The sequence below is a fragment of the Nocardiopsis sp. RV163 genome, assembly GCF_001029525.1.
GTDB lineage: Bacteria > Actinomycetota > Actinomycetes > Streptosporangiales > Streptosporangiaceae > Nocardiopsis > Nocardiopsis dassonvillei.
On sequence record NZ_LEKI01000076.1, the window covers coordinates 1 to 24718 of the forward strand.

Sequence of the window (24718 nt, forward strand, 5' to 3'; positions counted from 1 at the left end):
GGTGGGGCGGGTGCGCGGGGTGCTCGACGCGCTGCGCACCGCCGACGCCAGCGGCGACGACGTCCTGCGCACCGTGGAGCACCCCACCGCCGGGCTGATCGAGCAGGTCCGCGCGGGTTTCCGCCTGGAGGGCGCCCCTCCGCCGCTCACCGCGCCGCCGCTGCTGGGGCAGCACTCCCGGCAGATCCTGGCCGAACTCGGCGTGGACGGGGCCGACGTGGACGCGATGGTCGCGCGCGGCGCCGTCCAGCAGCCCGACCTGCCCTGAGGACCGGGCGGATAGCACCGGACCCGCCCGACCGTACGACCCGACCGCACCCCGGAGCCCGTCAGGGCTCCGCGCCCGGCCCCGAGACGACCGCCCGTCCTTCTTCCGGGCCCCGCGCCCGGGTCCGAGGACACCGTCCGCATCCCGCACGGCCGCACCGGCCGTCGGCACCACGAAGGGACACCCACCTTGAGCGAATCCCGTAAACCCGCCGCACCGGACCCGCACGACTTCCTCGCGGTGGACGCAGACCTGACCGACACCGAGCGCGACGTCCGCGACGCCGTGCGCGGCTTCGCCTCGCGCGAGCTGGCGCCGAACGTGGCCGGGTGGTTCGAGGCGGGCACGCTGCCCGACCCGCGCGGGCTGGCCAGGGCCTTCGGCTCCCTCGGGGTGCTGGGCATGCACTTGGAGGGGTACGGTTGCGGCGGCTCCAGCGCGGTCGCCTACGGTTTGGCCTGCCGCGAACTGGAGGCCGTGGACTCGGGCCTGCGCAGCTTCGTGTCGGTACAGGGCTCGCTGGCGATGGCTGCCGTCCACAAGTTCGGTTCCGAGGAGCAGAAGCAGGAGTGGCTGCCGCGCATGGCCTCGGGTGAGGCGATCGGCTGCTTCGGGCTGACCGAGCCCGACTCCGGCTCCGACCCCGGGTCGATGCGCACCCGCGCCCGCAGGGACGGGAGCGACTGGGTGCTCGACGGCACCAAGATGTGGATCACCAACGGTTCGGTCGCCGACGTGGCCGTGGTGTGGGCCGCCGCCGACGAGGGCGTGCGCGGGTTCGTGGTGCCCGCCGACACGCCCGGGTTCTCGGCCAACGTCATCCACCGCAAGCTGTCCCTGCGCGCGTCGATCACCTCCGAACTGGTTCTGGAGGGCGTGCGTCTGCCCGCCGACGCGGTGCTGCCGGGGTCGCGCGGCCTGGGTTCGCCGCTGTCGTGCCTGAACGAGGCCCGCTACGGCATCGTGTGGGGCGCGGCCGGCGCCGCGCGCGCCTGCTATGAGGCGGCCCTGGAGTACGCGCTGAGCCGCGAGCAGTTCGGCGGACCGATCGCCGGGTTCCAACTGACCCAGCGCAAGCTGGCCGACATGGTGGTGGACGTCAACCAGGCGGCCATGACCGCGCTGCGGATCGGGCGCCTGAAGGACGAGGGCCGGTGCCACCACAACCACGTGAGCTTCGGAAAGCTGTCCTGCGTGGCCGCCGCCCAGCGGGTCGCCGCGGCGGCGCGCTCAGTGCACGGAGCCAACGGCATCACCCTGGAGTACCCGGTGATGCGGCACATGGTGAACCTGGAGACTGTCGCCACCTACGAGGGCACCGAGGAGATCCACGCGCTCAGCATCGGCCAGTCGGTGACGGGGATCTCGGCCTTCCGCTGAGCGGCGCCGCCTCCCCGGACCCCGGACCGGATGCGGGAGCCGGGCCGGTCGGCGGGGACCGGCCGCGGGTCGCGCGCCTGCCCCCGGTGCCGCTGGGCGCGCGCAGCCACCAGAATGGGGAGCAGCCGAGCGAGGGAGTTGCCGAGATGGGGAACGAGCCGACGAAGCGGTTCGAGATGACTGGGCTGCGGCGGACCGCCAACGCCGTCGTCAGCGGCTTCGTCAAGTACGGGGTGTGCCTGCCCGAGTTGCACCTGCTCACCACGCGTGGGCGCAAGTCGGGCTTCCTGCGCGCCATCCCGCTCAGTGTGCTGGACAGCGACCGCGGCCGGTTCCTGGTCTCCCCCTACGGAGAGGTGGACTGGGTCCGCAACCTGCGCCAGGACGGCTTCGCGACGCTGCGCCAGGGCGGCTGGATCGAGCTGATCAGCGTGCGCGAGCTGGGGGCCGAGGAGGCCGCCCCGCTTCTCAAGGAGTACCTGGACCACCCGCGCTCCGCAATGGTGGGCCCGTACTTCGAGACGCCCCCGGACGCCCCCGAGGAGGCGTTCGCGGCCGAGGCCGACCGCCACCCGGTGTTCGAGATCGTGCGCTCGACCACGATCCGCATCTGACCGGCGCGCACGGGCTCCGGGCTCCCCGCGCGGGCGCCCGGGGCCCGGCCGCGCCCGTGCCGCCCCGCGGCGGGACCGCTGTCCTCCCCCGTGCCCGCGGCCCCTCCCCCGGAGCGCGGCCGGTTCAGTTGCGGACGCGGAAGACGTCGTAGACGCCGTCCACGCCCCGTACCGCGCGCAGTACGCTGCCCAGGTGGGCGGGGTCGGCCATCTCGAAGGTGAAGCGGCTCTGCGCCACGCGGTCGCGGCTGGTCTGGACGGTCGCGGACAGGATGTTGACGTGCTGGTCGCTCAGCACCCGCGTGATGTCCGACAGCAGGCGGGACCGGTCCAGTGCCTCCACGTGCAGAGCCACCAGGAACATCGAGTCCTCGGTGGGCGACCACTCCACCTTGACCATGCGGTCGGTGTCCAGCGTCGCGGTGTTCACGCAGTCCCGGCGGTGCACAGACACCCCGTTGCCCCGGGTCACGAAGCCGACGATCTCGTCGCCCGGAACGGGGGTACAGCACTTGGACAGGCGCGCCCACACGTCGGCGTCGCCCTCCACGACCACGCCCGGGTTGCCGTGCTGGCGTTGGCGGGTGGCCGCCTCGGTGGGCAGCGCCGACTCGGCGATGTCCTCGGTGTGGCTCTCCAGGCCGCCCATGGAGTCGACGAGCTTGCCGACCACGTGCTGGGCGCTGACCTGGCGCTCCCCCACCGCCGCGTACAGAGAGTCCACGTCCGGGTAGCGCAGGTCGCTGGCCAGGCCGATGATCGCCTCACCGCTGAACAGGCGCTTGACCGGAAGCTCCTGCTTGCGCATGACCTTGGCGATCTCGTCCTTGCCCTGCTCGATCGCGGCCTCGCGGCGCTCCTTGGTGAACCAGTGCCGGATCTTGTTGCGCGCCCGGGCGCTCTTGACGAATTTCAGCCAGTCCCGGCTGGGCCCGGCGTCGGGCGTCTTGGAGGTGAGGATCTCCACCGTCTCGCCGTTGTGCAGCTCGTTCTCCAGCGGCACCAGGCGGCCGTTGATGCGGGCGCCCACGGTGCGGTGGCCGACCTCGGTGTGCACGGCGTAGGCGAAGTCCACGGCGGTGGCGCCTTGGGGCAGCGAGATGACGTCGCCGCCCGGGGTGAAGACGAACACCTCCTGCACCGACAGGTCGAAGCGCAGCGACTCCAGGAACTCGCCCGGGTCCTTGGTCTCCTGCTGCCAGTCGATGAGCTGGCGCAGCCACTGCATGTCGGAGCTGCCCCGGGGCTTGTTCTCGCCCCCGCTGCCCCGGTCCTCCTTGTACTTCCAGTGCGCGGCGATGCCGTACTCGGCGCGCCGGTGCATCGCGCGCGTGCGGATCTGGAGCTCGACCGGGTTGCCCGAGGGTCCTATGACCGTCGTGTGCAGCGACTGGTACATGTTGAACTTGGGCATCGCGATGTAGTCCTTGAACCGGCCGGGCACCGGGTTCCACCGCGCGTGGATGGTCCCCAGGGCCGCGTAGCAGTCGCGGACGCTGTCCACCAGGACCCGCACGGCGATGAGGTCGTAGATCTCGTCGAAGCCGCAGTTGCGGGCGATCATCTTCTGGTAGATCGAGTAGTAGTGCTTGGGCCGTCCGCGCACCGTGGCCTTGAGCTTGGACTCGCGCAGGTCGGCCGAGACCGCCTCGATGACCTCCTGGAGGTAGACGTCGCGACGCGGGGCGCGCTCGGACACCAGGCGGGCGATCTCGTCGAAGCGCTTGGGGTAGAGGGTGGCGAAGGCCAGGTCCTCCAGCTCCCACTTGATGGTGTTCATGCCCAGCCGGTGGGCGAGGGGGGCGAAGATCTCCAGGGTCTCGCGGGCCTTCTTCTCCCGTTTGGCGCGGGAGGGCAGGTAGCGCAGGGTGCGCATGTTGTGCAGCCGGTCGCACAGCTTGATGACCAGCACGCGGATGTCGCGGGCCATGGCCACGACCATCTTGCGCACGGTCTCGGCCTGGGTGGCCTCGCCGTACTTGACCTTGTCGAGCTTGGTGACCCCGTCGACCAGCTCCGCGATCTCGTCTCCGAAGTCCGAGCGCAGATCGCCCAGGGAGTAGTCGGTGTCCTCGACGGTGTCGTGCAGGAGGGCGGCGGCCAGGGTGGCCTCCTGCATGCCCAGCTCGGCGAGGATCGTGGCGACGGCGAGCGGGTGGGTGATGTAGGGGTCGCCGCTCTTGCGCTTCTGGTCGCGGTGGTGGTGGGCCGCGACCTCGTAGGCGCGCTCGACCAGCCGCACGTCCACCTTGGGATGGGTGGCCCGCACTGTCTTGATCAGTGGTTCGAGCACCGGGTTCATCGTTACTCCCCGCTGGGCGCCGAGTCGGGCGAGCTTTCTGCGTACTCGCACCGTGGAGGGCGTGGTGGAGGGGGACGGCTGCCGCGTGGCCCCCGCTCCGGAGACGTCGGAGGGCGCCGCTCCGTTCGCGGCGCCCTCCGGCCGTTCTCCCTGTGGACTTGTGGTGGCGCCCCGCTCGCCGGTGCCGTCCGCGTGCCCCCGAGGCGCGTTCGGCCGCGGTTCCTGGGAGGCGTCCCGCCGCGTCTCGTCCGCCGGTACCGCCCCGGTCGAAACCACTTCGCTTGGCATGCCTACCTCCCGCGGATCCGTCCGGTCGCGCGGGCGCCGTCAGCGCCGCCCGGCTCCACCGGTGCACGTGCGTGTCATCAGGGCCAGTCGTGACGTGGCCGCCGCGGTACCTCTCCCACCAGTCTAGTGGGGCCGTTCCCGTCGGGAACGGCCTCGGCCCGCTCCCGCCGCGCCCGGCGGCGGGTGTGCCACTGGCCACCGGGGGTTCACCCCCGGTGGTGGAGTACGTCAACGATGACGGGCCGTCGCGCATTCCCCGTGGGGAGGGGCGTCGGCCGCGGCGCGGGTCGGCCGGATCAGACCGTGAGGAGCGTGTGCAGCTCCACGTCGGGCACCCTGTCCCGTCCCCGGAGCGCGGAGAGCTCCATCAGGACGGAGAATCCCACGACCGTACCACCCGCTTTGCGGACCAGGTCCACCGCGGCCCTGCCGGTGCCGCCGGTGGCGAGGACGTCGTCCACGATCAGCACACGGCTGCCCGGGGAGACCGCGTCGGCGTGGATCTCGACGGTCGCGGTGCCGTACTCCAGATCATAGGCCTGACCGATGGTCCGTGAGGGCAGTTTCCCGGCTTTGCGCGCGGGGACGAAGCCCGAGCCCAGCGCCATGGCGACCGGGGCGCCGAAGATGAATCCGCGCGCCTCCAGTCCGACCACGTGGTCCACCCCCGCGGAGCGGAAGGGCGCGGCGAGGCCCTCCACGGCGGCCGTGAAGGCCTCCCGGTGGTTGAGCAGCGGCGTGATGTCCTTGAACAGGACGCCGGACTGCGGGAAGTCGGGAATGTCGCGGATGTGCGCCCGGATGAGCTCCGGGCTGGGGACGGGCGCCGCGGTGGCGGTGTCGTCGGGCATGTGGGGTGGGCCTTCTGCTGGGTTCTCGTGCTGTCGGGTCCGGGGCTCTCGCGGGAGTCGCGGCGAAGACCCGTGGTACGGACGGCCGGACACGGCGGTACCGGCCCCCGCGCGGGGGCCGGTACCGGGGTCGGACGCGCGCTGGCCCTCCGCTCACCGCGCGGGGAGCAGGCCCGGATCCGGGCCGAAGCGGAGCGGGGGCCCGAGGAGGTACGTCTAGCCCTTGGGCTTGTCGTCGTCGCCGAAGTCGGGACGGTCCTCCACCGGCGTGTCGTCGGCGGCCGGGGTGACGACCTCTCCAACACCGGCCTTGAGCATGCGGATGCGGGTCCCGGGCGCGATCTCCAGCAGGACGTCCTGCTCGTGGATCTCGACGACGGTGGCGAAGATGCCCGCCTTGGTCATCACCTCGACACCGGGGACCAGGGCGTTGTGCATCTGCGTCTCCTGCTGGCGGCGCTTCTGGGCCGGGCGCCAGAAGAGCAGCCAGAACACCAGGAGGATCAGCAGGAACGGGAACAGCATGCTCAAGAGCCCACCGGTGGGCTCTCCTTCGGCAGCGAGGTGGTAAAGGCCCTGCACGGGGGCGTCCTTCCTGACGTTTCGTCGTGTGGCCGACCGCTGTCGGATGGGACACCGCGACGGCCACCTTCTTCGCATCGGCACGAACCGCGTGGTCCGGGCCTGTCCGGCACGTACAACGCACCAGAGGGCCGAGTCGTTCCACCGGTGTCGAACGACACGTACGGAGTCGTGCCCCGTATCGGCTGTTTCGTCCCAGCTTACGTGACGTGGGTCACCGTTATCCCACCGGAGGAGATCGGAGTGTTAACGGTTCGCCCCCGATCCGCGCGGCCGGAACCCATTGTGCCCCGACCGGGGCTGCGTGACAGACGCGCTGGTCAGGGACTCGCCGCTCCGTTGTGACCCGCGTTGCCCGCTGGGGCGGAGCCGCCCGTGACGCCGCCGTTGGCCGCCGCCGCGCCGAAGGCCGCGTCCGGAGGCGGGGTGAGCCCCATGTGCGCCCATGCCTGCGGGGTGGCCACCCGGCCGCGCGGGGTGCGTGCCAGGAATCCGGAGCGGACCAGGAAGGGCTCGGCGACGGTCTCCACCGTCTCGGCCTCCTCCCCCACCGACACCGCCAGCGTGGACAGGCCGACCGGGCCGCCGCGGAACCTCCTCATGAGCACGTCGAGGATGGCCCGGTCCAGCCGGTCCATGCCCAGTTCGTCCACCTCGTAGAGGTCGAGGGCGGCGCGGGCGGTGTCCAGAGACAGCCGCCCGTCCCCGCGCACCTCGGCGTAGTCGCGCACCCGGCGCAGCAGCCGGTTGGCGATCCGGGGGGTGCCGCGCGAGCGCCCGGCGATCTCCACGGCGGCGTCCGCGCCCAGGGGCGCGCCCAGCAGGCCCGCCGAGCGCTGGAGGATCAGCTCAAGTTCACCGGGGGTGTAGAAGTCCATGTGCGCGGTGAACCCGAAGCGGTCGCGCAGGGGCGCGGGCAGCATGCCCGCGCGGGTGGTCGCACCGACCAGGGTGAACGGCGCGATGTCCAGCGGGATGGCGGTGGCACCGGGGCCCTTGCCGACCACGACGTCGACCCGGAAGTCCTCCATCGCGACGTAGAGCATCTCCTCGGCGGGGCGGGCCATGCGGTGGATCTCGTCCAGGAAGAGCACCTCGCCCTCCTGGAGGGTGGAGAGCACCGCGGCCAGGTCCCCGGAGCGCTCGATGGCCGGGCCCGAGGTGATGCGCAGCGGGGCCCCCATCTCGGCCGCGATGATCATGGCCAGGGTGGTCTTGCCCAGGCCCGGACCGCCCGACATGAGGATGTGGTCGGGTGCCCGGTTGCGCCGCTTGGCGCTGTGCAGTACCAGGGAGAGCTGTTCGCGCACGCGTTCCTGGCCGACGAACTCGTCCAGCGCGCGGGGGCGCAGGGCTCCCTCGATCTGGCGCTCGTCCGTGCCAGCGTCGGGCGAGACCGCGTCGCGCTCGTAGGGCGGGGGCCCGCCGGGGGCCGATCCGCGGGGGCCTTCCTCGTGGAAGTCGTACACGGGGTTTCCTCCCTGTTCCTAGGCCCGGCTGAGCCTGCGCAGGGCGCTGCGCAGCAGGACGGCGACGTCGTCGGTGTGCTCGGCCTCGGCCGCCACGGCGGAGGCGGCGGCCTCGGCGTCCTTGGCCGACCAGCCGAGGTTGACCAGGCCGGAGACCACCTGTCCGCGCCAGGCGCCGTCGGGCTCGCTGCCGGCCCCGGCGGCTTCGGCCCCGGGCAGGGTGCCGTCGGTGAGCACGGCCGCGTCGAGCTTGCCGCGCAATTCCAGCACGATGCGCTGGGCGCCCTTCTTACCGATGCCGGGCACGCGGGTGAGGGCGGCGGTGTCCTCGGTGGACACGGCGTGGCGCAGGCTGGAGGGGCTGTGGACCGAGAGCATGGCCAGGGCCAGGCGGGGGCCGACACCGGAGGCGGTCTGGAGCTGCTCGAACAGGTTCTTCTCGTCGTCGTCGGCGAACCCGAACAGGGTCAGGGACTCCTCGCGCACGACGAGGCTGGTGGCCACGGTCCCGGTCTCGCCCACGTGCAGGCGCGAGAGCGCGGAGGGCGTGCACTGCACGGTCATGCCGACCCCGCCGACGTCGATGACGGCGGTGCCCGCGCCGCGTGCGGCCACCCGGCCGGTGAGGAACGCGATCATCTGGTTTGGGCACCGGGGACGGTGCCCCTCTCCTTCCTGGGGGCGGGGCGCTAGCGGCCGCGGGTGCGGCGGGCCAGCTCCACCTTGCGGGCGAAGTCCTGCTGGGCCTGGGCGACGCGGGCCTGGGCCCCGCCGCGCCAGATGTGGCAGATGGCCAGGGCGACGGCGTCGGCCGCGTCAGCGGGCTTGGGAGGTCCGTCGAGTCCGAGGATACGCGCCACCATCGTGCCGACCTGCGCCTTGTCGGCGCGGCCGTTGCCGGTGATGGCGGCCTTGGCCTCGCTGGGGGTGTGCATGGCCACGGGCAGGCCGCGGCGGGCGGCGCAGACCAGGGCGATGCCGCTGGCCTGGGCGGTGCCCATGACGGTGCTGAGGTTGTGCTGCGCGAAGACGCGCTCGACGGCGACCGCGTCGGGCCGGTAGCGGTCCAGCCACTCCTCGATGCCGCGCTCGATGTCCACGAGCCGACGGGGCAAATCCGTGTCGGGGCTGGTGCGCACGGCGTCGGCACCGAGGAGGGCGAGCGGTCGGCCGATGGCGCCCTCGACGGCGGCGACACCGCACCGGGTCAGCCCGGGGTCGATCCCCAACACGCGCACGCGCCTCACCCTTGCCCTCTCGAACGTCCGTTCGCCACATGCTAGCGGCGGGCGACGACGCCCGCCCCCGGCCCGCCCGGGCGTGTCGCCATCCCGGGGTCTCCCCGTCGCGAGCGTAGTCGCCCGGCCGGGCGCGGCCGCACGGCCCGGGCCGCACCACGACTTCGCCTTCCGGAGGAAAAGGGATGGACGGAACGCCGAGCGCGTGCTAAGTTGATCTCAGATCGAGAAATACTCGACTTGAGAACAACTGGAGGCGCATGTGACCGACCCGCGCAACGAGGAGGGCGAGAGCCGGTTCCTCGCCGGCTACGACCCCCGCGCGTTCGCCCCGGCCGCGGTCACCGTCGACGTCGTCGCCCTCACCATCCGCTCGGGCGTGCCGCACGTGCTGCTGACACGGCGCGCCGAGCACCCCCAGCGCGGCTGGTGGGCGCTGCCGGGCGGGTTCGTCCGGGCCCAGGACGGACCGGACGGCCCCGCCGACCCCGACCTGCCCGACGCCGCACTGCGCGTGCTGTCGGAGAAGACCCGGCTGCCCACCGAACTGCACCTGGAGCAGTTGGGCACCTACGGCGCCCGGGACCGCGACCCGCGCATGCGCGTCTTCTCGGTCGCCTACGTCCTGCTGGCCCCCGACCTGCCCGACCCGCACACCGGCCGGGGCACCGAGGAGGCCGCCTGGATCCCCTGGCGCGACCTCGGCCACGGCGACGGCGCCCGCCCCGGGCTCGACCTGGCCTTCGACCACGGCCGCCTCCTGGCCGACGCGGTCGAGCGCGCCCGCTCCAAGCTGGAGTACACCCCGCTGGCCACGGCCTTCCTCCCGCCCGCCTTCACCATCACGGCGCTGCGCGAGGTGTACGAGGCCGTGTGGGGCCAGTCCCTGCACGCGGCCAACTTCCACCGCAAGATCCTCGCCGCACCCGGGTTCGTGGAGGACACCGGGGAACTGGCCGAGCGCGGCGGCGCGGGCGGCGGACGGCGCGCCCGGCTCTACCGCGGGGGCGGCGCCGCCCTGCTGCACCCTCCCCTGCTGCGGAGCACGCAGTGACACCCGAGAGGAGTCCGATGACGGCCACCGGCCCCGCCTTCGGGGAGGCCGAACGCCAGGTCGCGCTGGCGGCCGACCCCGTGGAGCTGTTCGGCCCGCTGCCCGAGGGCGGCGGCGTGCCCCCGGCGGCCACGGCCCGCCACCGCGAGCTGGCCCGCGCGCTGCACCCCGACACGGCGCCGCCCGGCAGCGGTACAGGCCCCTTCACCCGGCTCTCGCGGCTGTGGGACCTGTACCGGGCGATGGCCGCGGGCGACCTGCGCCTGGACGACCTCACCCTGGCCGCAGGCGCGCACACCTACCGGGTCGGCCGGGAGCGGCTGGCCCGCGGCGACGTCGCCGACCTGCACCCGGTGCGCTACCGGGCGCCGGAGTGGCGCGACGCGGTGCTCAAACTGCCCCGCGCACCCCGCGACAACGACCTGTTGGAGGCCGAGGCGACCGCGCTGCGCCGTATCCGGGACCACGGCCACGAGCGCTACCGGGCCTTCGTCCCCGAACTGGTGGAGTCCTTCAAGCACCGCGACGCCGCCACCGGCGTGGAGCGGCGGGCCAACGTCCTGGGACGGCTGCACGGGTTCCACACGCTGGCCGAGGTGCGCCGCGCCCACCCCGACGGCGTGGACCCGCGCGACGCGGCGTGGATGTGGAGGCGGCTGCTGGTCGCCGTCGGCAACGCCGCCCTGGCGGGAGTGGTGCACGGCGCGGTCGTGCCCGAGCACGTGATGATCCACCCGGCCGATCACGGCCTGGTCCTGGTCGACTGGTGCTACTCGGTGACGGCGCACGCCCCGCGCACCGCGCCGCACGTCCCGGCGATGGTGCCCGACCGCGCGGACTTCTATCCGCCCGAGGTGGCCGCGCGCCGCCCCGCGCTGGCCCAGACCGACATCCACATGGCGACCCGGTGCGTGGAGTACGTCACCGCGGGCCGCCTGCCCCCACAGCTTCGGTCCTTCGCGCGCGGCTGCACCCTGCCCGCCCCCGAGCGGCGGCCCCGCGACGGGTTCGCCCTGCTCTGCGAACTGGACGACGTGCTGGAACGCCTCTACGGGCCGCGCCGGTTCCGCCCCTTCGCCATGCCGGACCCGGCACCGGCCGCCGGGGCCTGAACCCCCTCCCCGACCACCGTCCCCCTCACGAAACCCCTCACCGACCCCGGCGGCCCTCCCGGGCCGCCCGAAAACTCACGGAGAAACCCATGGGAAGCAGCCACTGGTCCACCGACGCCTATCACGCGCGCCAGGCCTACAACTCCTCCGTCGGCTCCAGCAGCTTCGGCTACACCGACGACGTACTCGCCTCGACCCCGCGCAGCGCCTGGCGGGTCCACGACAGCCTCGACCCCCGCGGGGTGGACGTGCGCGAGAGCCGCGACTCCGCCGAACACCCCGAGTCGCTGGCCATCTCGGTGCTCTTCGACGTCACCGGGTCCATGCGCGACGTGCCGCGCGTACTCCAGACCAAGCTGCCCGACCTGTTCGGCCTGCTGCTGCGCAAGGGGTACGTGCGGGACCCGCAGATCCTCTTCGGCGCGATCGGCGACGCCACGTGCGACCGGGCCCCGCTCCAGGTGGGGCAGTTCGAGTCCGGCAACGAACTGGAGGACGACCTGGGCAACATCCTGCTGGAGGGCGGAGGCGGCGGCCAGGTGATGGAGTCCTACGAGCTGGCCATGTACTTCATGGCCCGGCACACCTCCATGGACTGCCTGGAGAAGCGCGGACGGCGCGGCCACCTCTTCGTCATCGGCGACGAGATGGCCTACGGGGCGGTCAAGGCGCGGGAGGTGCGCGAGGTGATCGGCGACGACATCACCGAGGACATCCCGTTCCCGCGGATCCTGGCCGAGCTGCGACGCAGCTTCGAGGTGTACTTCATCATGCCGACCGGCAGCGGGCACTTCCACAACGACAAGGTGCGCGGCTTCTGGGACACCCGGCTGGGCCAGAACGTCATCTACCTGGACGACCTCGACGCGGTGTCGGAGACCATCGCGGTCACCGTCGGACTCGCCGAGGAGGCCATCGACCTGGAGAAGGGCCTGGCCGACCTGGCCGAAGCGGGATCGGACGCGGGCGAGGCGGTGGGCAGGGCGTTGCGGACGCTGTCCGAGAGCCGCGGCTCCGTGGTCGTGGCCGACACCCCGACCGGGCTCGGCGGCCCGGCCGGGGCTGGCGGAGTGGACCGGCTGTGACCGGCGCGACCGCCCCGTGGGCCGACGGGAACGCCGTCGTCGTCGACCTGGGGTTCGGCGACGCGGGCAAGGGCGTGACGGTCGACCTGCTGTGCGCGCGGCGGCGCTTCGGCGCCGTCGTGCGCGCCAACGGGGGCGCCCAGGCCGCGCACAACGTGGTGACCCCCGACGGCCGCCACCACACGTTCGCCCAGTTCGGCGCGGGCACACTGGCCCCCGGCGGCCCGGTGCCCACGCACCTGTCGCGGTGGATGGTGGTGGACCCCTTCGCCCTGGCCGCCGAGGCCGGGCACCTGGCCTCGCTCGGCGTGCCCGACCCGTTCGCGCTGGTCACCGTGGACCGCCGGGCCCTGATCAGCACGCCGTGGCACCGGGCGGCCAACCGGGCGCGGGAGCGCGCCCGGGGCGGGGACCGGCACGGCTCTTGCGGGATGGGGGTGGGCGAGACCGTGGCCTACGCCCTGGCCCGCCCCGAGGACGCGCCGACCGCCGGCGACTGCGCGCGGCCGGACGCGCTGCGCCGCAAGCTGCGCCGCCTGGCCGACCACCTGCACGCGGTTCGCCGCTCCCTGGAGCCCCCGGGCGCGGGCCCAGGCCCCGCCGCCGGGCACACGGCGGCCGGAACCGGGCCGCCGGCGGCCTCCGGCGCGGTGACAGGGTCCCGCGCGGCCCCGAACCGCGGTGCCGATGCCCGGCCCGACCCCGAGCCGGACGTCGAGGAGTGCGTGGAGGCCTACCAGGCCTTCGCCCGGCGGGTGCGGCTGGTGGACGAGGACTACCTGCCCCGGCTGCTCGCCCGCTCCCCCGTGGTGTTCGAGGGGGCTCAGGGGGTGTTGTTGGACGAGTGGCACGGGTTCCACCCGTACACCACCTGGTCCACGACGACCACCGCGAACCCGCTCGCGCTCCTGGCCGAAGCCGGGCGCCCCGGCGACGTCCGCCGGATCGGCGTGGTGCGCACCTACACCACCCGGCACGGCGCGGGCCCGCTCGTGGCCGAGGACCCCGGACTGGGCGCGGTGCTGGCCGAGGCGCACAACGGCACGCACCCGTGGCAGGGAGAGTTCCGGGTCGGGCACTTCGACGCCGTGGCGCACCGGTACGCGCTCGCCGCCACGGGCGGGGTGGACTCGCTGGTGGTCACGCACGCCGACGCCCCCGCGCGGGCCGGAGGGAGACTGCGCTGGTGCACCGGCTACACCGCGCCGGACGGGTCGAGCCGGGAACCGGTTCCCGCACCGGCCCCGGCGCCCAGCGGGCCGGGCACCGCGGTGACGGGTGCGGCGCTGCGGGACGCCTCGGCGCGCCTGGACCGGCAGGAGCGCCTGGCCCTCGCCCTGCTGGCGGCGCGGCCCGTGCTCGCCCCCGCGCCCGACTTCCCCGCCGAGGCCGTCGGGGAGGAGCTGGGGCTGCCCCTGGAGGCGGTCTTCTCGGGTCCGACCCGCTGCGACGCCCGCGTTCCGTCACGTGTCTGACCGACCGGCGGGGTCCGCTCCGGCGGACGGTACCGGGCCCGATCCCGTCGCGCCGTCCTCCGCTCCTCAGACGACGGTCAGGTGGTAGGTGGTGTCCAGCCGGAATCCCTGGCCGTCGTCCGCCCTGATCTCCAGCACGTACACGCCGGGGCTCAGGGGCGAGACCGCGCCCCACAGCCCCCAGTTGTGCCGACGGACCCACAGGGGGCTGCGGAACACCCCCTGGACCTCCTCCAGCGGCAGCGCTACGCCGTTGAGGTGCGCCTCGGCCCGTGCGACCGGCACGGCCATCGGCTCCCTGGAGCACTCGAAGGGGAACTGCGTGTTGAGCACCGGGAAGAACAGGGGGCGCCCGGCGGGCACCTCGCACCGGCGCACGGCCCTGCCCCCGTAGGTACCGGCGAGGAACCACAGGTCGTCCGGCTGGTTGCGGGCCGCGTGCTCGCCGGTGGCGTCCCGGACCGGATCGCACCCCTCCGGCGCCGACCACACCCACTTCCACCAGCGCGCCGTGAGGGCGACGCCCTCACGGGCGCCGATCCGCCACGTCCCGTCGTCCGGCACGACCCCGCCCATGGCGCCCCTCTCCCGTGTCCGCCCGCCCTCAACGGACGCCCGTGTTGCGCGGATCGTACCGATACGCGGGCGCGCCGACACGCGGGCACCCCGGCGTCACTTCCTCCCGTAGGGATCGGAACCCGGCCACTAGCGTGGGTCCGTGACTTCTCTCTCCGACCCCCGGGTCCGCGACTTCCTGCTCCAGGGCACCCGCACCGGCATGCTCGCCTACACCGCCTCGGACGGACGGCCGCTGGCGGCGCCGGTGTGGTTCGTCGTCGAGGACGGCGACATCGTCTTCAACACCGGCGCTTCCACCGCGAAGGGCCGGTCCATCGCGCGCGACCCCAGGGTGACGCTCACCGTGGACCTTCCCGAGCCGCCGTACGCCTTCGTGCAGGTGCAGGGCGAGGCCGTCGTGTCCGAGGACCCCGACGAGCTGGTGCGCACCGCGACCGCGATCGCCCGCCGCTACATGGGGCCCGAGCGGGCCGAGGAGTTCGGGCGGCGCAACGGCGTGCCAGGCGAACTCGCGGTACGGCTGCGCCCGACCAGGGTGGTCTCCGCCTTCGACATGGCCGGCTGAGCACCCGCCAGGCGCGGACCCGGTCGGCCGCACGGCCCGGTGCGGCCCCGGACCGTGGGGCCGTTCAGGCGCTGACCGTCCGACCGGCTGGCGGGAGGCGGGTTCAGCCCACCGCGTGGGCCACGAACGCCTCCGCCGCCTCCGGATGGCGCCGGGTGAAGCCCGCCACCAGACCGGTCAGCGGCTCGATCGCCTGGGTGGGCAGCACTGCCACGTCCACCCGTCCGCCGCGCAGTTCCCGAACCGACTCGACCGCCGAGCGGGCCGGACCCGGGACGCGTACCGCCTCGCGGGCGGGCTCGATCAGCGCGCGTCCCGCCTCGGTCAGCACCACGCGGCGGCCGATGCGGTGGAAGAGGTCGCTGCCCGGGTCGCGTTCCAGGGCCCGGACCGCCTGTGACAGGGACGGCTGGGACAGGTACAGGGCCGAGGCCGCCCGGTTCGCTCCGCCGTGGCGTGCGCTGCTTCAGCGACCCGGCCGCGATCCACACCTCCTGCGAGGACTAACGGGCGGCGGCCTCCGTCGGCCTAGAGCACGACCGCGCCGACACCGGGCGCCTCCTGGAGTACCCGGTCCTGCCGCTGTGGGGGCGGCACGGATTCGCGGGCCGCCACTACGACGTGCCGGGCGCCTGGAGCGGGTACCGACCCCGAGCGCGAGTACCCGTCGGTGTTCGAGCCGGTGCACGGCCCGGCGCCCGACATCGCGGGCAAGGGGCTGGCCAACCGGCTGGGGGCCATGTGGTCGGCGTCGATGATGCTCGACCACCTGGGCCGCCCGGAGGCGGGCGCGCAGATCATGGACGCGGTCCGCGCCGTGCTGGCCTCATCCCCCCGAGCGCACGGCGGGACTGGGCGGCAGCGCGGGCACGGACGAGTTCACGGCCGAGGTGCTCTCACGCCTGCCCTGACCCGGACTCGGACCCCGCCGCCCCCTTGTCCGAACGGCACAGGAACCCCGTATCCGATTGTCTTACCCCGACAAGGGCCCCACGGCGGAAAGCGAGCATGGTGGGACCGACGGACACGGTGGACGGGGGGAACAGGGGCGATGGCGGACGTGGGGCGTGTCGGCGGGGTCCAGCACGTGCTGGTCGTGGGCGCGGGGGTGGTCGGCCTGTCGACGGCCTGGTTCCTCCAGGAGCGCGGCGTCCGCGTCACCGTCGTGGACCGGGAGGGTGTCTGCTCCGGGGCCTCGTGGGGCAACGCCGGATGGCTCTCGCCGGGGCTGGCCATCCCCCTGAACGAGCCGGGCGTGCTGCGTTACGGCCTGCGCTCCCTGCTCGACCGCGACGCGCCCCTGTCGGTTCCGCTGTCCCCCTCGCCGGGCCTGTGGCTGTTCCTGGCCCGCTTCGCCGCCCACTGCCGCTGGAACGCCTGGGAGAGGGCCGTACGCGCCAACCTGCCCCTCAACACCGGGGCCCTGGACGCGTTCGACGCGCTGGCCGAGGGCGGCGTGGAGACCACCGAGGTCCGCGCGCCCGTCACCGCGCTGTTCCGCTCCCCGCGTTCGGCCGTCGCGCTCCTGCGCGAGCTGGACCGGATCGCGGCCTCGGGGCTGGACGTGGACCACACCGCGCTCACCGGGGCGGCGGTCCGCGAGGTCCTCCCCCACGCCTCGGGGGCCGTGGGGCGGCGGTGCGCCTGGACGGACAGCGCCACGTGGACCCCGGCGCCCTCGTCCGCGACCTGGCGGCCTCGGTGCGCGAGCGCGGCGGTCGGGTGCGCACCGGGTTCGAGGCGGTCCGCGTCCACCGGGAGGAGGGCGCGGTCGTCACCGTATCCGGCGACGGCGAACGGCTGCGCTCGGACGCGGTCGCGGTGTGCACGGGCGCCTGGTTCGACCGGCTGGCCGCCGAGCACGGAGTGCGCGCCCGGGTCCGCGCCGGGAGGGGCTACTCCTTCACCGTCCCCACCGACGAGCCGGTGCCCGGCCCCGTCTACCTGCCGGAGGCCCGCGTGGCGTGCACCCCCTACCAGGGGGCGCTGAGGGTCGCCGGAACGATGGAGTTCCGCGGCCCCGACGACGCGCTCGTCCCGCGGCGGGTCGAGGCCGTCGAGCGCTCCGCCGCCCCCTACCTCAGGGGGGGTGCGCTGGCGGGAGCGCACCGACGCCTGGGTGGGCCCCCGGCCGGTCACCTCCGACGGTGTGCCCCTGGTGGGGGCGACCCGCACCCCCGGCGTCTTCGTCGCGGGCGGCCACGGCATGTGGGGGCTCACGCACGGCCCGGTCACCGGGGACCTCCTGGCCGAGCAGATCGCGACAGGCGTCCGCCCGGGCGCGCTGGAGGCGCTCGACCCGCTGCGCTGAGCCCCCCTACCGCTGGCGCCGGTGTCCCCGAAGGGCGCCGGCCCCCGCGTGCGGGAACCCCGGACACGGAGCCGGTGGGCGGATGGGGCCGCCCACCGGCTCCCGTTCGCGCGGGGTCCGACCTGGCGTGGGGGCGATCGCGCCGTACCGGCGCCCGGCCCCTCGGGCGCGGGATTCCCGTTCAGGCGTCTGCGGCCGAGGCGTCGGCGAAGGAGTCCCGCCTCGCGCACGTGGTCCCCGTACGCCCACATCCCGCGTCCCGGCTCCGGAGCGGGGACGTTTCCGCCACGAGAAGGTGAACGATGTCCACGCTGTCCCTCACCCGGGTCTACCGGTCCGACGCCGGTGAGATCGCGGTGCGCTCCTGGTGCGAGCGCGCACTGGGAGGAGCCCGCGACCTGCGGTCGCCGGGAGCGGTGACCGCGGCCGGACGCGCGACGCGGGTGCACGTCCTGCCGGGCGGACCGGGAACCCCCGTCCTGCTGCTGTCCGGGGCCCTCCTGGGGGCGGCGAACCTGGTCGCGACCGCGCGGGTGCTGCGCGCCGACCGGACCGTGCTCCTGGCCGACCTGCCCGGGCATCCGGGCACCAGCGACTCCCGGCGCCCCCTGCTCGGCCGGGCGGACGCCTACGGCGCCTGGCTGGACGCGCTTTTACCCCAGGTCACCTCCGAACCGGTGATCCTGCTCGGGCACTCCACGGGTGCCGCGGCCGCCCTGGCGGCGATGCCCTCACCGCTGGTGGCGGGGCTCGTGCTGGTCGGCCCGGCGGGTCTGGCCGCCCCCGTCATGGACGGGGAGAGGCTGCGCGCCGCGTTCTCCTGGCGGCTCTCACCGGGCGAGCGGACCAGTTCGCGGCTACTGGACCTGCTCAGCGGGCCCGTCGCCGCGCGCGGCGCGACCCACCCGCTCGCTGAGTGGGCGACGCTGGTCGCACGGCACTGCCGCCCCAGCCCGGTCCCGGGCATACTGCGGGGCGAGGACTTCCGGGACTGGTCGGGCACGCCCGTCACGGTGGCCACCGGGGCCCACGACCGCGTCTTCACACCCTCGCTGCTGCGCGGCGCGGTGCGCAGACTGCTGGGCACCGACGTGCGCACGATCGCGAGCGCGGGCCACCTCGCACTCCACGAGGCGCCCGCGCGCGTTCGCGACCTGCTGCGGGAGGTCGCCTGACCGGGCAGTCAGCCGATCTCGGCCATGACCTCGTCGGGGATGTCGGCGTTGGTGAAGACGTTCTGCACGTCGTCGGAGTCCTCCAGCGCGTCCACCACCCGCATGACCTTCTTGGCGGTCTCGGCGTCGACCGGGACCTCCATGGTCGGCAGGAAGCTGGAGTCGGCGGAGTCGTACTCGATGCCCGCCTCCTGGAGCGCGGTGCGCACGGCGACCAGGTCGGTGGCCTCGCAGACGATCTCGAAGACCTCACCCAGGTCCTCGACCTCCTCGGCACCGGCGTCCAGCACCGCCAGGGTCACGTCGTCCTCGGTGGTGCCCGCCTTGGACACGATGACGACGCCCTTGCGGTTGAAGAGGTAGGACACCGAACCGGCGTCGGCCATGTTGCCGCCGTTGCGGGTCACGGCCACGCGCACCTCGGAGGCGGCGCGGTTGCGGTTGTCGGTCAGGCACTCCACCAGCAGGGCTACGCCACCGGCGGCGTAGCCCTCGTACATGATGGTCTGCCACTCGGCGCCGCCCGCCTCCTCGCCGGAGCCGCGCTTGCGGGCGCGCTCGATGTTGTCGAGCGGCACGGAGTTCTTGCGCGCCTTCTGGATGGCGTCGTAGAGGGTGGGGTTCCCGTCGGGGTCTCCACCGCCGGTCCGCGCGGCCACCTCGATGTTCTTGATCAGCTTGGCGAAGAGCTTGCCGCGCTTGGCATCGATGACGGCTTTCTTGTGCTTGGTGGTGGCCCACTTGGAGTGGCCGCTCATGAATGTCCTTTCACGATGTCGACGAAGAGGCGGTGGATGCGCGTGTCGCCGGTCAGTTCGGGATGGAAGGACGTGGCCAACAGGCCGCCCTGCCGTACGGCGACGATCCTACCGGCCTCGTCGGGGCCGGGCACTGCGCCGAGCACCTCGACCCCGGGCCCGACCGACTCCACCCAGGGCGCGCGGATGAACACCGCGTCGAAGGGGTCGCCCCCCAGGCCGTCGATGTCCACGGCGGCCTCGAAGGACTCGGTCTGGCGTCCGAACGCGTTGCGGCGCACCGTCATGTCGATTCCGCCGACGGTCTGCTGGTCGGCGGTCCCGCCCAGGATGCGGTCGGCGAGCATGATCATCCCGGCGCACGTGCCGTAGGCGGGCATCCCCGCGGCGATCCGCTTGCGCAGAGGTTCCATCAGGCCGTAGCGCACGGCCAGCTTGGACATGGTGGTGGACTCCCCGCCGGGGACGACCAGCCCGTCCAGGGCGTCGAGCTGGTCGGGGGAGAGCACCTTCACGGTGTGCGCGTCCAGGGCCCGGAGCGCGCGCAGGTGTTCGGCGACGTCGCCTTGGAGGGCGAGGACGCCGATGGTGGGTGTGGCGGTCAAGTACGGCCTCACTCGTGGACGTAGGCTCGTGTTCTGCCGAGCGCGGACGGCGGGGCCGGTCGCGGCCCCGCCACCCGCACGACGGACGCGGGAGGCGTCCGCCGGGCGGCGGCTACCAGCCGCGGCCGGCGTAGCGCTGGGAGTCGGACAGGTCGTCCAGGTTGATGCCGACCATGGCCTCGCCCAGGCCTCGGGACACACGCGCGATCACCGCGGGGTCCTCGTAGTGCAGGGTGGCCTGCACGATGGCGTCGGCGCGCTTGGCCGGATCGCCGGACTTGAAGATGCCCGAACCGACGAACACGCTCTCGGCGCCGAGCTGGCGCATGAGCGCGGCGTCGGCCGGGGTGGCCACGCCTCCCGCGGAGAACAGCGGGACGGGGAGCTCGCCCAGCTCCGCCACCTCCTTGACGACCTCGTAGGGGGCGCGCAGCTCCTTGGCCGCGCCGAACAGCTCGGCCTCGTCCAGGGTTCCCAGACGCCGGATCTCACCGCGGATGGAACGCATGTGGCGGGTGGCCTCGACGACGTTGCCGGTTCCGGCCTCGCCCTTGGAACGGATCATGGCCGCGCCCTCGGCGACGCGGCGCAGCGCCTCGCCCAGGTTGGTGGCCCCGCACACGAAGGGGACGGTGAAGGCCCACTTGTCGATGTGGTGGGCCTCGTCGGCCGGGGTGAGGACCTCGGACTCGTCGATGAAGTCGACGCCGAGCGACTCCAGGACCTGGGCCTCGACGAAGTGGCCGATGCGGACCTTGGCCATGACCGGGATGGAGACGGCCTCGACGATGCCGTCGATCATGTCGGGGTCGGACATGCGGGCGACGCCGCCGTCCCTGCGGATGTCGGCGGGGACTCGCTCCAGGGCCATGACCGCGACGGCTCCGGCGTCCTCGGCGATCTTGGCCTGCTCGGGCGTGACGACGTCCATGATGACGCCGTTCTTGAGCTGCTCGGCCATGCCGCGCTTGACACGCTCGGTGCCGACGGCGTTGTCGGAGGTGTTCGGTGCGTTGTTGGCCACGGTGGTGGACTCCCGTCGTCTCGGTTCTGCTGAGGGCTGCTCTCGGGCAGCGGAGTCGGCGGCCCCACGCGGCGGTACGCGGGCACCGTCGGCGCCGCGCACCCTGGTCGACCAGCCCCCCATCCTACTTCCACCCCCTTTCGAGGGTTTTGGCCAGATCGGTGTTTTCCCGGGGCCCGTATCTACGGGCTGTCGGGGCCGACGGGCAGGAGCGGGATCCGCGGCGGCTGGTCGTCGATCTCGAAGAAGTCAGGCAGGGACGCCGTGCCCGCCAGTCGAAACGTCCGGACGAGCAGGGAACGGCGGGCACGGCGGGTGTCGGAGACCGCGCCGTTGTAGAACGTGCGGGCCATGTGGACACCCTTGGCGGCGGCCTGCACCTCGACCAGATAGGGCCGCAGCATGACAGAACGCGCGAGCGGCCCAGGAGATTCCAGTGCCGCGCGCAGTGTGCGCGACAGCGCGCTCTCGGCCAGCTCGCGCTGCCGGTCGCGCGCTCCGCCGACGGCCCCGGCGACCCCGGGCAGGGCGCGCGTGGCGTCGGTGCCGTCGGCGGCGGCCAGCGCCGACACGGCGGCCAGGCGCCGCTCCAGGGCGGCCTCCAGGGCCGCGCGCGCGGTGTCGACCCGGTGGTGCAGACGGTGCAGGCGGGTGGCCCGCCAGGAGAGGTAGAAACCGAACAGCACCAGGGCCAGGAGGATGCCGACGACGGCGGCGGCGAAGAGGACGTCCTCGGTCAGGGCCGCTCACCCCGTTCCGCGGGGCTGGGCGTGCGCGGCACCGGGACGGAGGCCCCGGCAGCGGCCGCCACCGCTGCGACGGCCCCGGTCACGTCGTCCCCCAGCGCAGCAGGGCGGTGGCCCGGGGCCCGCCGTCCAGGCCCACCCCGGCGGAGCGGCCGTCCCCGTTTCCGTCCCACAGCAGGACGGTCCGGTAGACGTGGGCGACGTCGGCGGCCACGGTGTCCCAATCGTAGGCGCGTACGGCTCGGCGGGCCGCGCGCGAGAGCTCCGCACGCCTGCCGGGTGCGTCCAGCAGCGCACCGGCGCGTTCGGCCAGGTGGGCGGGGTCTCCCGCGGCGAACAGCTCCCCGGCGGCGCCGCCGTCCAGGACCGCGGCGAAGGCGGGGATGTCGCTGGCCGCGATGGCCGCGCCGGAGGCCATCGCCTCGGTCAGCACGATGCCGAAGCTCTCCCCGCCCAGGTTGGGCGCGCAGAACACGTCGGCGGAGTGGTAGGCGCGCGCCTTGTCGGCGTCGTCCAGGCGACCGAGCAGCACGACGCGTTCGCGCAGGTGCCCGGGGACGGCCTCCATGGCGGCCGAGGCGTCGCCGGGGCCGGCCACCATCAGGCGCAGTCCGGGCCGTTCGGGGGCCATGAGCACGAAGGCCTCCAGCAGGACGCCCAGCCCCTTGCGGGGTTCGTCCAGGCGGCCCAGGAAGCCGATCGAGCCGCCCTCCCCCGGCCAGCCGGGCAGGGGTTCGGCGTGCGCGAACCTGCGCACCGCCACCCCGTTGGGGATGAGCACGGCGTCGCCGCCCAGGTGTTCGACCAGGGTGCGCCGGGCGGCCTCGGACACGGCGATGCGGCCGTTGATCTTCTCCATCGCCGAACGCAGCGCCGGGGAGCTCACCGCCATCGCCCGCGACCGGGGGTTGGCGGTGTGGAAGGTGGCCACCACGGGGCCGTCCGCCGCCCAGCACGCCAGCAGTGAGACGCTCGGCGCTGACGGCTCGTGGATGTGCAGGACGTCGAACCCGCCCTCGGCGATCCACCGGCGCACCCGCGAGGCGGGCCTGGGACCGAAGGCGAGCCGGGCCACCGAGCCGTTGTAGGGCACCGGGACCGGTCTTCCGGCGGGAACGAGGTAGTCCGGCAGCGCGGCGGTGTCCGCGTCGCCCACCGGCGCCAGTACCGACACCCCGTGCCCCATGCCGGTGAGCGCCTCGGCGAGGTCGCCGACGTGCTGCTGCACCCCGCCTGGGACGTCCCAGGCGTAGGGGCAGACCAGGCCGACCCGCATGCCCACGGTCACCTGTTCCGTTCGTCTCGTCCGGGGGGCCTCGCCCCGCTGCCTTGAGGGGCCCCTACCCCGTTCGCCGAGGTGAACCCGCCCCGCGCGGTGCCGTCGCCCGACCCTCTCCGCGCGGTGCTCTCGTCCGCCGCCAGAGGCGCAGCGGTATCCGTGTCCGCCCCTCGCGAGAGGCGCTCGCGGTCGGCGGCGACCGGTGTCGGAACGCCGCCGTCGGCTCCGTGGCCGCGCGCGGCGCGCGCGTGGTCGGCGCTGAACACCGGCTGGAGCATGTGCCAGTCCTCGGGGTGCTCGGCGATCGCCCCCTCGAAGACGCGGACCAGCTCCTGGGTCGTGGCCTGGACCCGCTCGGCGCGGGTGGCTCCCCCGGCGACGGGGATCTCGTCGTGGACCCGGATGTTCCAGTACGGGCCGTCGTACCACAGCGAGACCGGCATCAGGGCGGCGCCGGTGTTGAGGGCCAGCGCGGCGGGCCCGGCGGGCACGCGCGCACGCTCCCCGAAGAAGTCCACCTCCAGTCCGGTGCCGCTGATGTCGCGGTCGGCGAGCAGGCACACCAGTCCGCCCCCGCGCAGCCGCCGGGCCAGGGTGCCCACGGTGTTCGAGCCTCCGGTCAGCGGCAGCACCTCCATGCCCAGGGACTCCCGGTAGGCGGTGAAGCGCTGGAACAGGCTCTCGGGACGCAGCCGCTGCGCGACCGTGGTCAGGGGGGTGCCCCTCAGGGCGATCCAGGCTCCGGCGTGGTCCCAGTTGCCCATGTGGGGCAGGGCGGCGACCACGCCTCGGCCCGACCGGACGTGCTGCTCCAGGACCTCGATCCCGGTGGCGCGGGTCCGGTCCAGTACGTACTGCTCCCCCATCGCCGGGAGGCGGAACATCTCGTAGTAGTAGCGCATGTAGGAGCGCATGCCCGCGCGGGAGAGGGCGCGCAGCTCGGCGTCAGTGGCCCCGGGGCCGACCAGGCGCCTCAGGTTGCGCTCCAGGCCGCGCGTGCTCTCGTCGTGGGCGCGCCAGGAGCGGTCGGCCAGGCGTCGGAACAGCGCCCGCCCCGCGCTCTCGGGCGTGCGGCGGATCATCGCCCACCCCGCCGTGTAGGCCAGGTCGGCCGTGCGTTCGTCCACGTCGTCCCCCCGTTCGCCGTTCTCCCCGTTGCTCCGTCGCCTCGTGCGCTCAGGCTCCGCCGTTGGCTTCGCCGGTCCCCGCGGCGCCCCCGACGTAGTCGGGGTCGTTGAGGCGGGCGCGGGTCTCCACCAGGCGCTGGAGGACGGTGAGCAGGCTCATCGCGGCCAGCAGCCACAGGCCGCCCGCCAGGACGTAGGGCACGTCCAGGCCGCCGAGGCCCACCGCGACGAGGATGACCACCAGGCGCTCCGTGCGCTCGGCGACGCCGACGTCGCAGTTGACGCCCAGCCCCTCGGCGCGCGCCTTGATGTAGGACACCATGAAGCCGCTGACCAGGCAGAAGAGGGTGAGTCCGGCGAGCAGGGGGTCGTCGCCCTCACCGATGAACCACCACAGGAGCCCGGAGAGGATGGCGGCGTCGGCCACCCGGTCGAGGCTGGAGTCGAGGAAGGCGCCGAACGCGCTGGCGCTGTCGCGGGCCCTGGCCACGGCCCCGTCGAGCATGTCGAAGAGCACGAAGACCGTGACGACGACCGATCCGGCGTACAGCTGTCCCTGCGGATAGAAGAACAGGGCGCTGACGACGACGCCGAGGGCGCCGACGATGGTGACGATGTTCGGTGTGAGGCCGAGTCGGGCCAGACTCCGGCCGAGCGGAGTGGTGACCCGGGAGACCATGGGGCGAAGGATTCTCAGCATGTCTTCTTGGAATCGTAGGGCGGGAACGGTCGTGGAGGTGGGAACCGCACCGGCGGGGGGCGGGGGCCCACCGAGGAGGTAGGAGCCCGACCGCGGGAGTCGGAACCCTGCGGGAGGAGCGGCTCGGGGGC

Annotated in this window: 23 protein-coding genes and 4 pseudogenes; 11 read left to right on the plus strand and 16 right to left on the minus strand. The window is 73.9% G+C overall.

The window, feature by feature from the left end:
- The 3 genes and pseudogenes from ABD54_RS14790 to ABD54_RS14800 form a co-directional block, all read left to right on the plus strand.
- Positions 1-268 (plus strand): annotated as a pseudogene (locus ABD54_RS14790) (formyl-CoA transferase); the annotation flags it as partial.
- A 189-nt stretch (positions 269-457) separates the two neighbouring features.
- Entirely contained in the window at positions 458-1648 is a 1191-nt protein-coding gene (locus ABD54_RS14795; RefSeq protein WP_047870063.1) for an acyl-CoA dehydrogenase family protein, read from the plus strand.
- Positions 1649-1794: 146 nt separating this feature from the next.
- Positions 1795-2262: a nitroreductase/quinone reductase family protein gene (locus ABD54_RS14800; RefSeq protein ID WP_047870064.1), complete on the plus strand. Its 468-nt coding sequence runs from the start codon at positions 1795-1797 to the stop codon at positions 2260-2262.
- A gap of 124 nt (positions 2263-2386) precedes the next feature.
- Here the strand turns inward: ABD54_RS14800 and ABD54_RS14805 are convergent, their stop codons facing one another.
- From ABD54_RS14805 to ruvC, 6 genes are all read right to left on the minus strand, one after another.
- Complete coding sequence (locus ABD54_RS14805; protein ID WP_047870065.1) at positions 2387-4564, minus strand: bifunctional (p)ppGpp synthetase/guanosine-3',5'-bis(diphosphate) 3'-pyrophosphohydrolase; 2178 nt, start codon at positions 4562-4564, stop codon at positions 2387-2389.
- A gap of 584 nt (positions 4565-5148) precedes the next feature.
- Positions 5149-5703, minus strand: coding sequence for an adenine phosphoribosyltransferase (locus ABD54_RS14810; protein ID WP_047870066.1), 555 nt, complete (start codon positions 5701-5703; stop codon positions 5149-5151).
- Positions 5704-5919: 216 nt separating this feature from the next.
- Entirely contained in the window at positions 5920-6228 is a 309-nt protein-coding gene (yajC, locus tag ABD54_RS14815) for a preprotein translocase subunit YajC (protein ID WP_082166829.1), read from the minus strand.
- A gap of 377 nt (positions 6229-6605) precedes the next feature.
- The gene (gene ruvB / locus ABD54_RS14820; protein WP_047870068.1) at positions 6606-7754 is read right to left on the minus strand and encodes a Holliday junction branch migration DNA helicase RuvB; all 1149 of its coding nucleotides are present in this window, start codon (positions 7752-7754) and stop codon (positions 6606-6608) included.
- Positions 7755-7772: 18 nt separating this feature from the next.
- The gene (gene ruvA, locus ABD54_RS14825; protein WP_047870069.1) at positions 7773-8393 is read right to left on the minus strand and encodes a Holliday junction branch migration protein RuvA; all 621 of its coding nucleotides are present in this window, start codon (positions 8391-8393) and stop codon (positions 7773-7775) included.
- 50 nt (positions 8394-8443) lie between these two features.
- A complete protein-coding gene (ruvC, locus tag ABD54_RS14830) occupies positions 8444-8992 on the minus strand; it encodes a crossover junction endodeoxyribonuclease RuvC (protein ID WP_047870085.1) in 549 nt (182 codons plus the stop codon).
- A 262-nt stretch (positions 8993-9254) separates the two neighbouring features.
- Here ruvC and ABD54_RS14835 point away from each other — a divergent pair, with 262 nt between their 5' ends.
- The 4 genes from ABD54_RS14835 to ABD54_RS14850 all read left to right on the plus strand — a co-directional run bounded on the left by ABD54_RS14835 (position 9255) and on the right by ABD54_RS14850 (position 13718).
- Positions 9255-10046 (plus strand): NUDIX domain-containing protein, encoded by a 792-nt coding sequence (locus tag ABD54_RS14835; RefSeq protein ID WP_047870070.1) that lies wholly within the window; start codon positions 9255-9257, stop codon positions 10044-10046.
- 17 nt (positions 10047-10063) lie between these two features.
- On the plus strand, positions 10064-11158 hold the full coding sequence (locus tag ABD54_RS14840; RefSeq protein WP_047870071.1) for a molecular chaperone DnaJ: 1095 nt from the start codon (positions 10064-10066) through the stop codon (positions 11156-11158).
- 89 nt (positions 11159-11247) lie between these two features.
- Positions 11248-12243 carry a hypothetical protein gene (locus ABD54_RS14845; protein ID WP_047870072.1) on the plus strand — a complete coding sequence of 332 codons (996 nt, stop codon included), beginning with the start codon at positions 11248-11250 and terminating at the stop codon, positions 12241-12243.
- Entirely contained in the window at positions 12240-13718 is a 1479-nt protein-coding gene (locus ABD54_RS14850) for an adenylosuccinate synthetase (RefSeq protein WP_047870073.1), read from the plus strand. Before ABD54_RS14845 ends, ABD54_RS14850 begins: the two co-directional genes overlap by 4 nt.
- Before the next feature lie 66 nt (positions 13719-13784).
- On the opposite strand, the gene ABD54_RS14855 is transcribed toward ABD54_RS14850, so the two are convergent.
- Entirely contained in the window at positions 13785-14294 is a 510-nt protein-coding gene (locus ABD54_RS14855) for a hypothetical protein (RefSeq protein WP_047870074.1), read from the minus strand.
- A 142-nt stretch (positions 14295-14436) separates the two neighbouring features.
- Here ABD54_RS14855 and ABD54_RS14860 point away from each other — a divergent pair, with 142 nt between their 5' ends.
- On the plus strand, positions 14437-14862 hold the full coding sequence (locus ABD54_RS14860) for a PPOX class F420-dependent oxidoreductase (protein ID WP_047870075.1): 426 nt from the start codon (positions 14437-14439) through the stop codon (positions 14860-14862).
- 103 nt (positions 14863-14965) lie between these two features.
- Here the strand turns inward: ABD54_RS14860 and ABD54_RS29035 are convergent, their stop codons facing one another.
- Both ABD54_RS29035 and ABD54_RS29535 read right to left on the minus strand, forming a co-directional pair.
- Positions 14966-15196, minus strand: a complete 231-nt coding sequence (locus tag ABD54_RS29035; protein ID WP_235432068.1) for a hypothetical protein — start codon at positions 15194-15196, stop codon at positions 14966-14968.
- A gap of 36 nt (positions 15197-15232) precedes the next feature.
- A pseudogene (locus tag ABD54_RS29535) lies at positions 15233-15286 on the minus strand (hypothetical protein); the annotation flags it as partial.
- A gap of 258 nt (positions 15287-15544) precedes the next feature.
- Here ABD54_RS29535 and ABD54_RS29605 point away from each other — a divergent pair.
- From ABD54_RS29605 to ABD54_RS14880, 3 genes and pseudogenes are all read left to right on the plus strand, one after another.
- Positions 15545-15637, plus strand: a pseudogene (locus tag ABD54_RS29605) (isocitrate/isopropylmalate family dehydrogenase); the annotation flags it as partial.
- 276 nt (positions 15638-15913) lie between these two features.
- Positions 15914-17173 (plus strand): annotated as a pseudogene (locus ABD54_RS14875) (NAD(P)/FAD-dependent oxidoreductase).
- Between the two features lie 302 nt (positions 17174-17475).
- Positions 17476-18348 carry an alpha/beta fold hydrolase gene (locus ABD54_RS14880; protein WP_047870077.1) on the plus strand — a complete coding sequence of 291 codons (873 nt, stop codon included), beginning with the start codon at positions 17476-17478 and terminating at the stop codon, positions 18346-18348.
- Between the two features lie 8 nt (positions 18349-18356).
- On the opposite strand, the gene ABD54_RS14885 is transcribed toward ABD54_RS14880, so the two are convergent.
- From ABD54_RS14885 to pgsA, 7 genes are all read right to left on the minus strand, one after another.
- Positions 18357-19106 carry a YebC/PmpR family DNA-binding transcriptional regulator gene (locus ABD54_RS14885; RefSeq protein WP_047870078.1) on the minus strand — a complete coding sequence of 250 codons (750 nt, stop codon included), beginning with the start codon at positions 19104-19106 and terminating at the stop codon, positions 18357-18359.
- Positions 19103-19711: a pyridoxal 5'-phosphate synthase glutaminase subunit PdxT gene (gene pdxT / locus ABD54_RS14890; RefSeq protein WP_047870079.1), complete on the minus strand. Its 609-nt coding sequence runs from the start codon at positions 19709-19711 to the stop codon at positions 19103-19105. The genes ABD54_RS14885 and pdxT overlap by 4 nt, the downstream gene beginning before the upstream one ends.
- A gap of 112 nt (positions 19712-19823) precedes the next feature.
- Complete coding sequence (gene pdxS / locus ABD54_RS14895) at positions 19824-20735, minus strand: pyridoxal 5'-phosphate synthase lyase subunit PdxS (RefSeq protein ID WP_047870080.1); 912 nt, start codon at positions 20733-20735, stop codon at positions 19824-19826.
- Between the two features lie 182 nt (positions 20736-20917).
- The gene (locus ABD54_RS14900) at positions 20918-21421 is read right to left on the minus strand and encodes a hypothetical protein (protein ID WP_047870081.1); all 504 of its coding nucleotides are present in this window, start codon (positions 21419-21421) and stop codon (positions 20918-20920) included.
- Positions 21422-21563: 142 nt separating this feature from the next.
- Complete coding sequence (locus ABD54_RS14905) at positions 21564-22769, minus strand: glycosyltransferase family 4 protein (RefSeq protein WP_047870082.1); 1206 nt, start codon at positions 22767-22769, stop codon at positions 21564-21566.
- Entirely contained in the window at positions 22766-23887 is a 1122-nt protein-coding gene (locus ABD54_RS14910) for a phosphatidylinositol mannoside acyltransferase (protein WP_047870083.1), read from the minus strand. The genes ABD54_RS14905 and ABD54_RS14910 overlap by 4 nt, the downstream gene beginning before the upstream one ends.
- Before the next feature lie 49 nt (positions 23888-23936).
- Positions 23937-24566, minus strand: a complete 630-nt coding sequence (pgsA, locus tag ABD54_RS14915) for a phosphatidylinositol phosphate synthase (protein ID WP_047870084.1) — start codon at positions 24564-24566, stop codon at positions 23937-23939.
- Positions 24567-24718 lie beyond the last annotated feature (152 nt).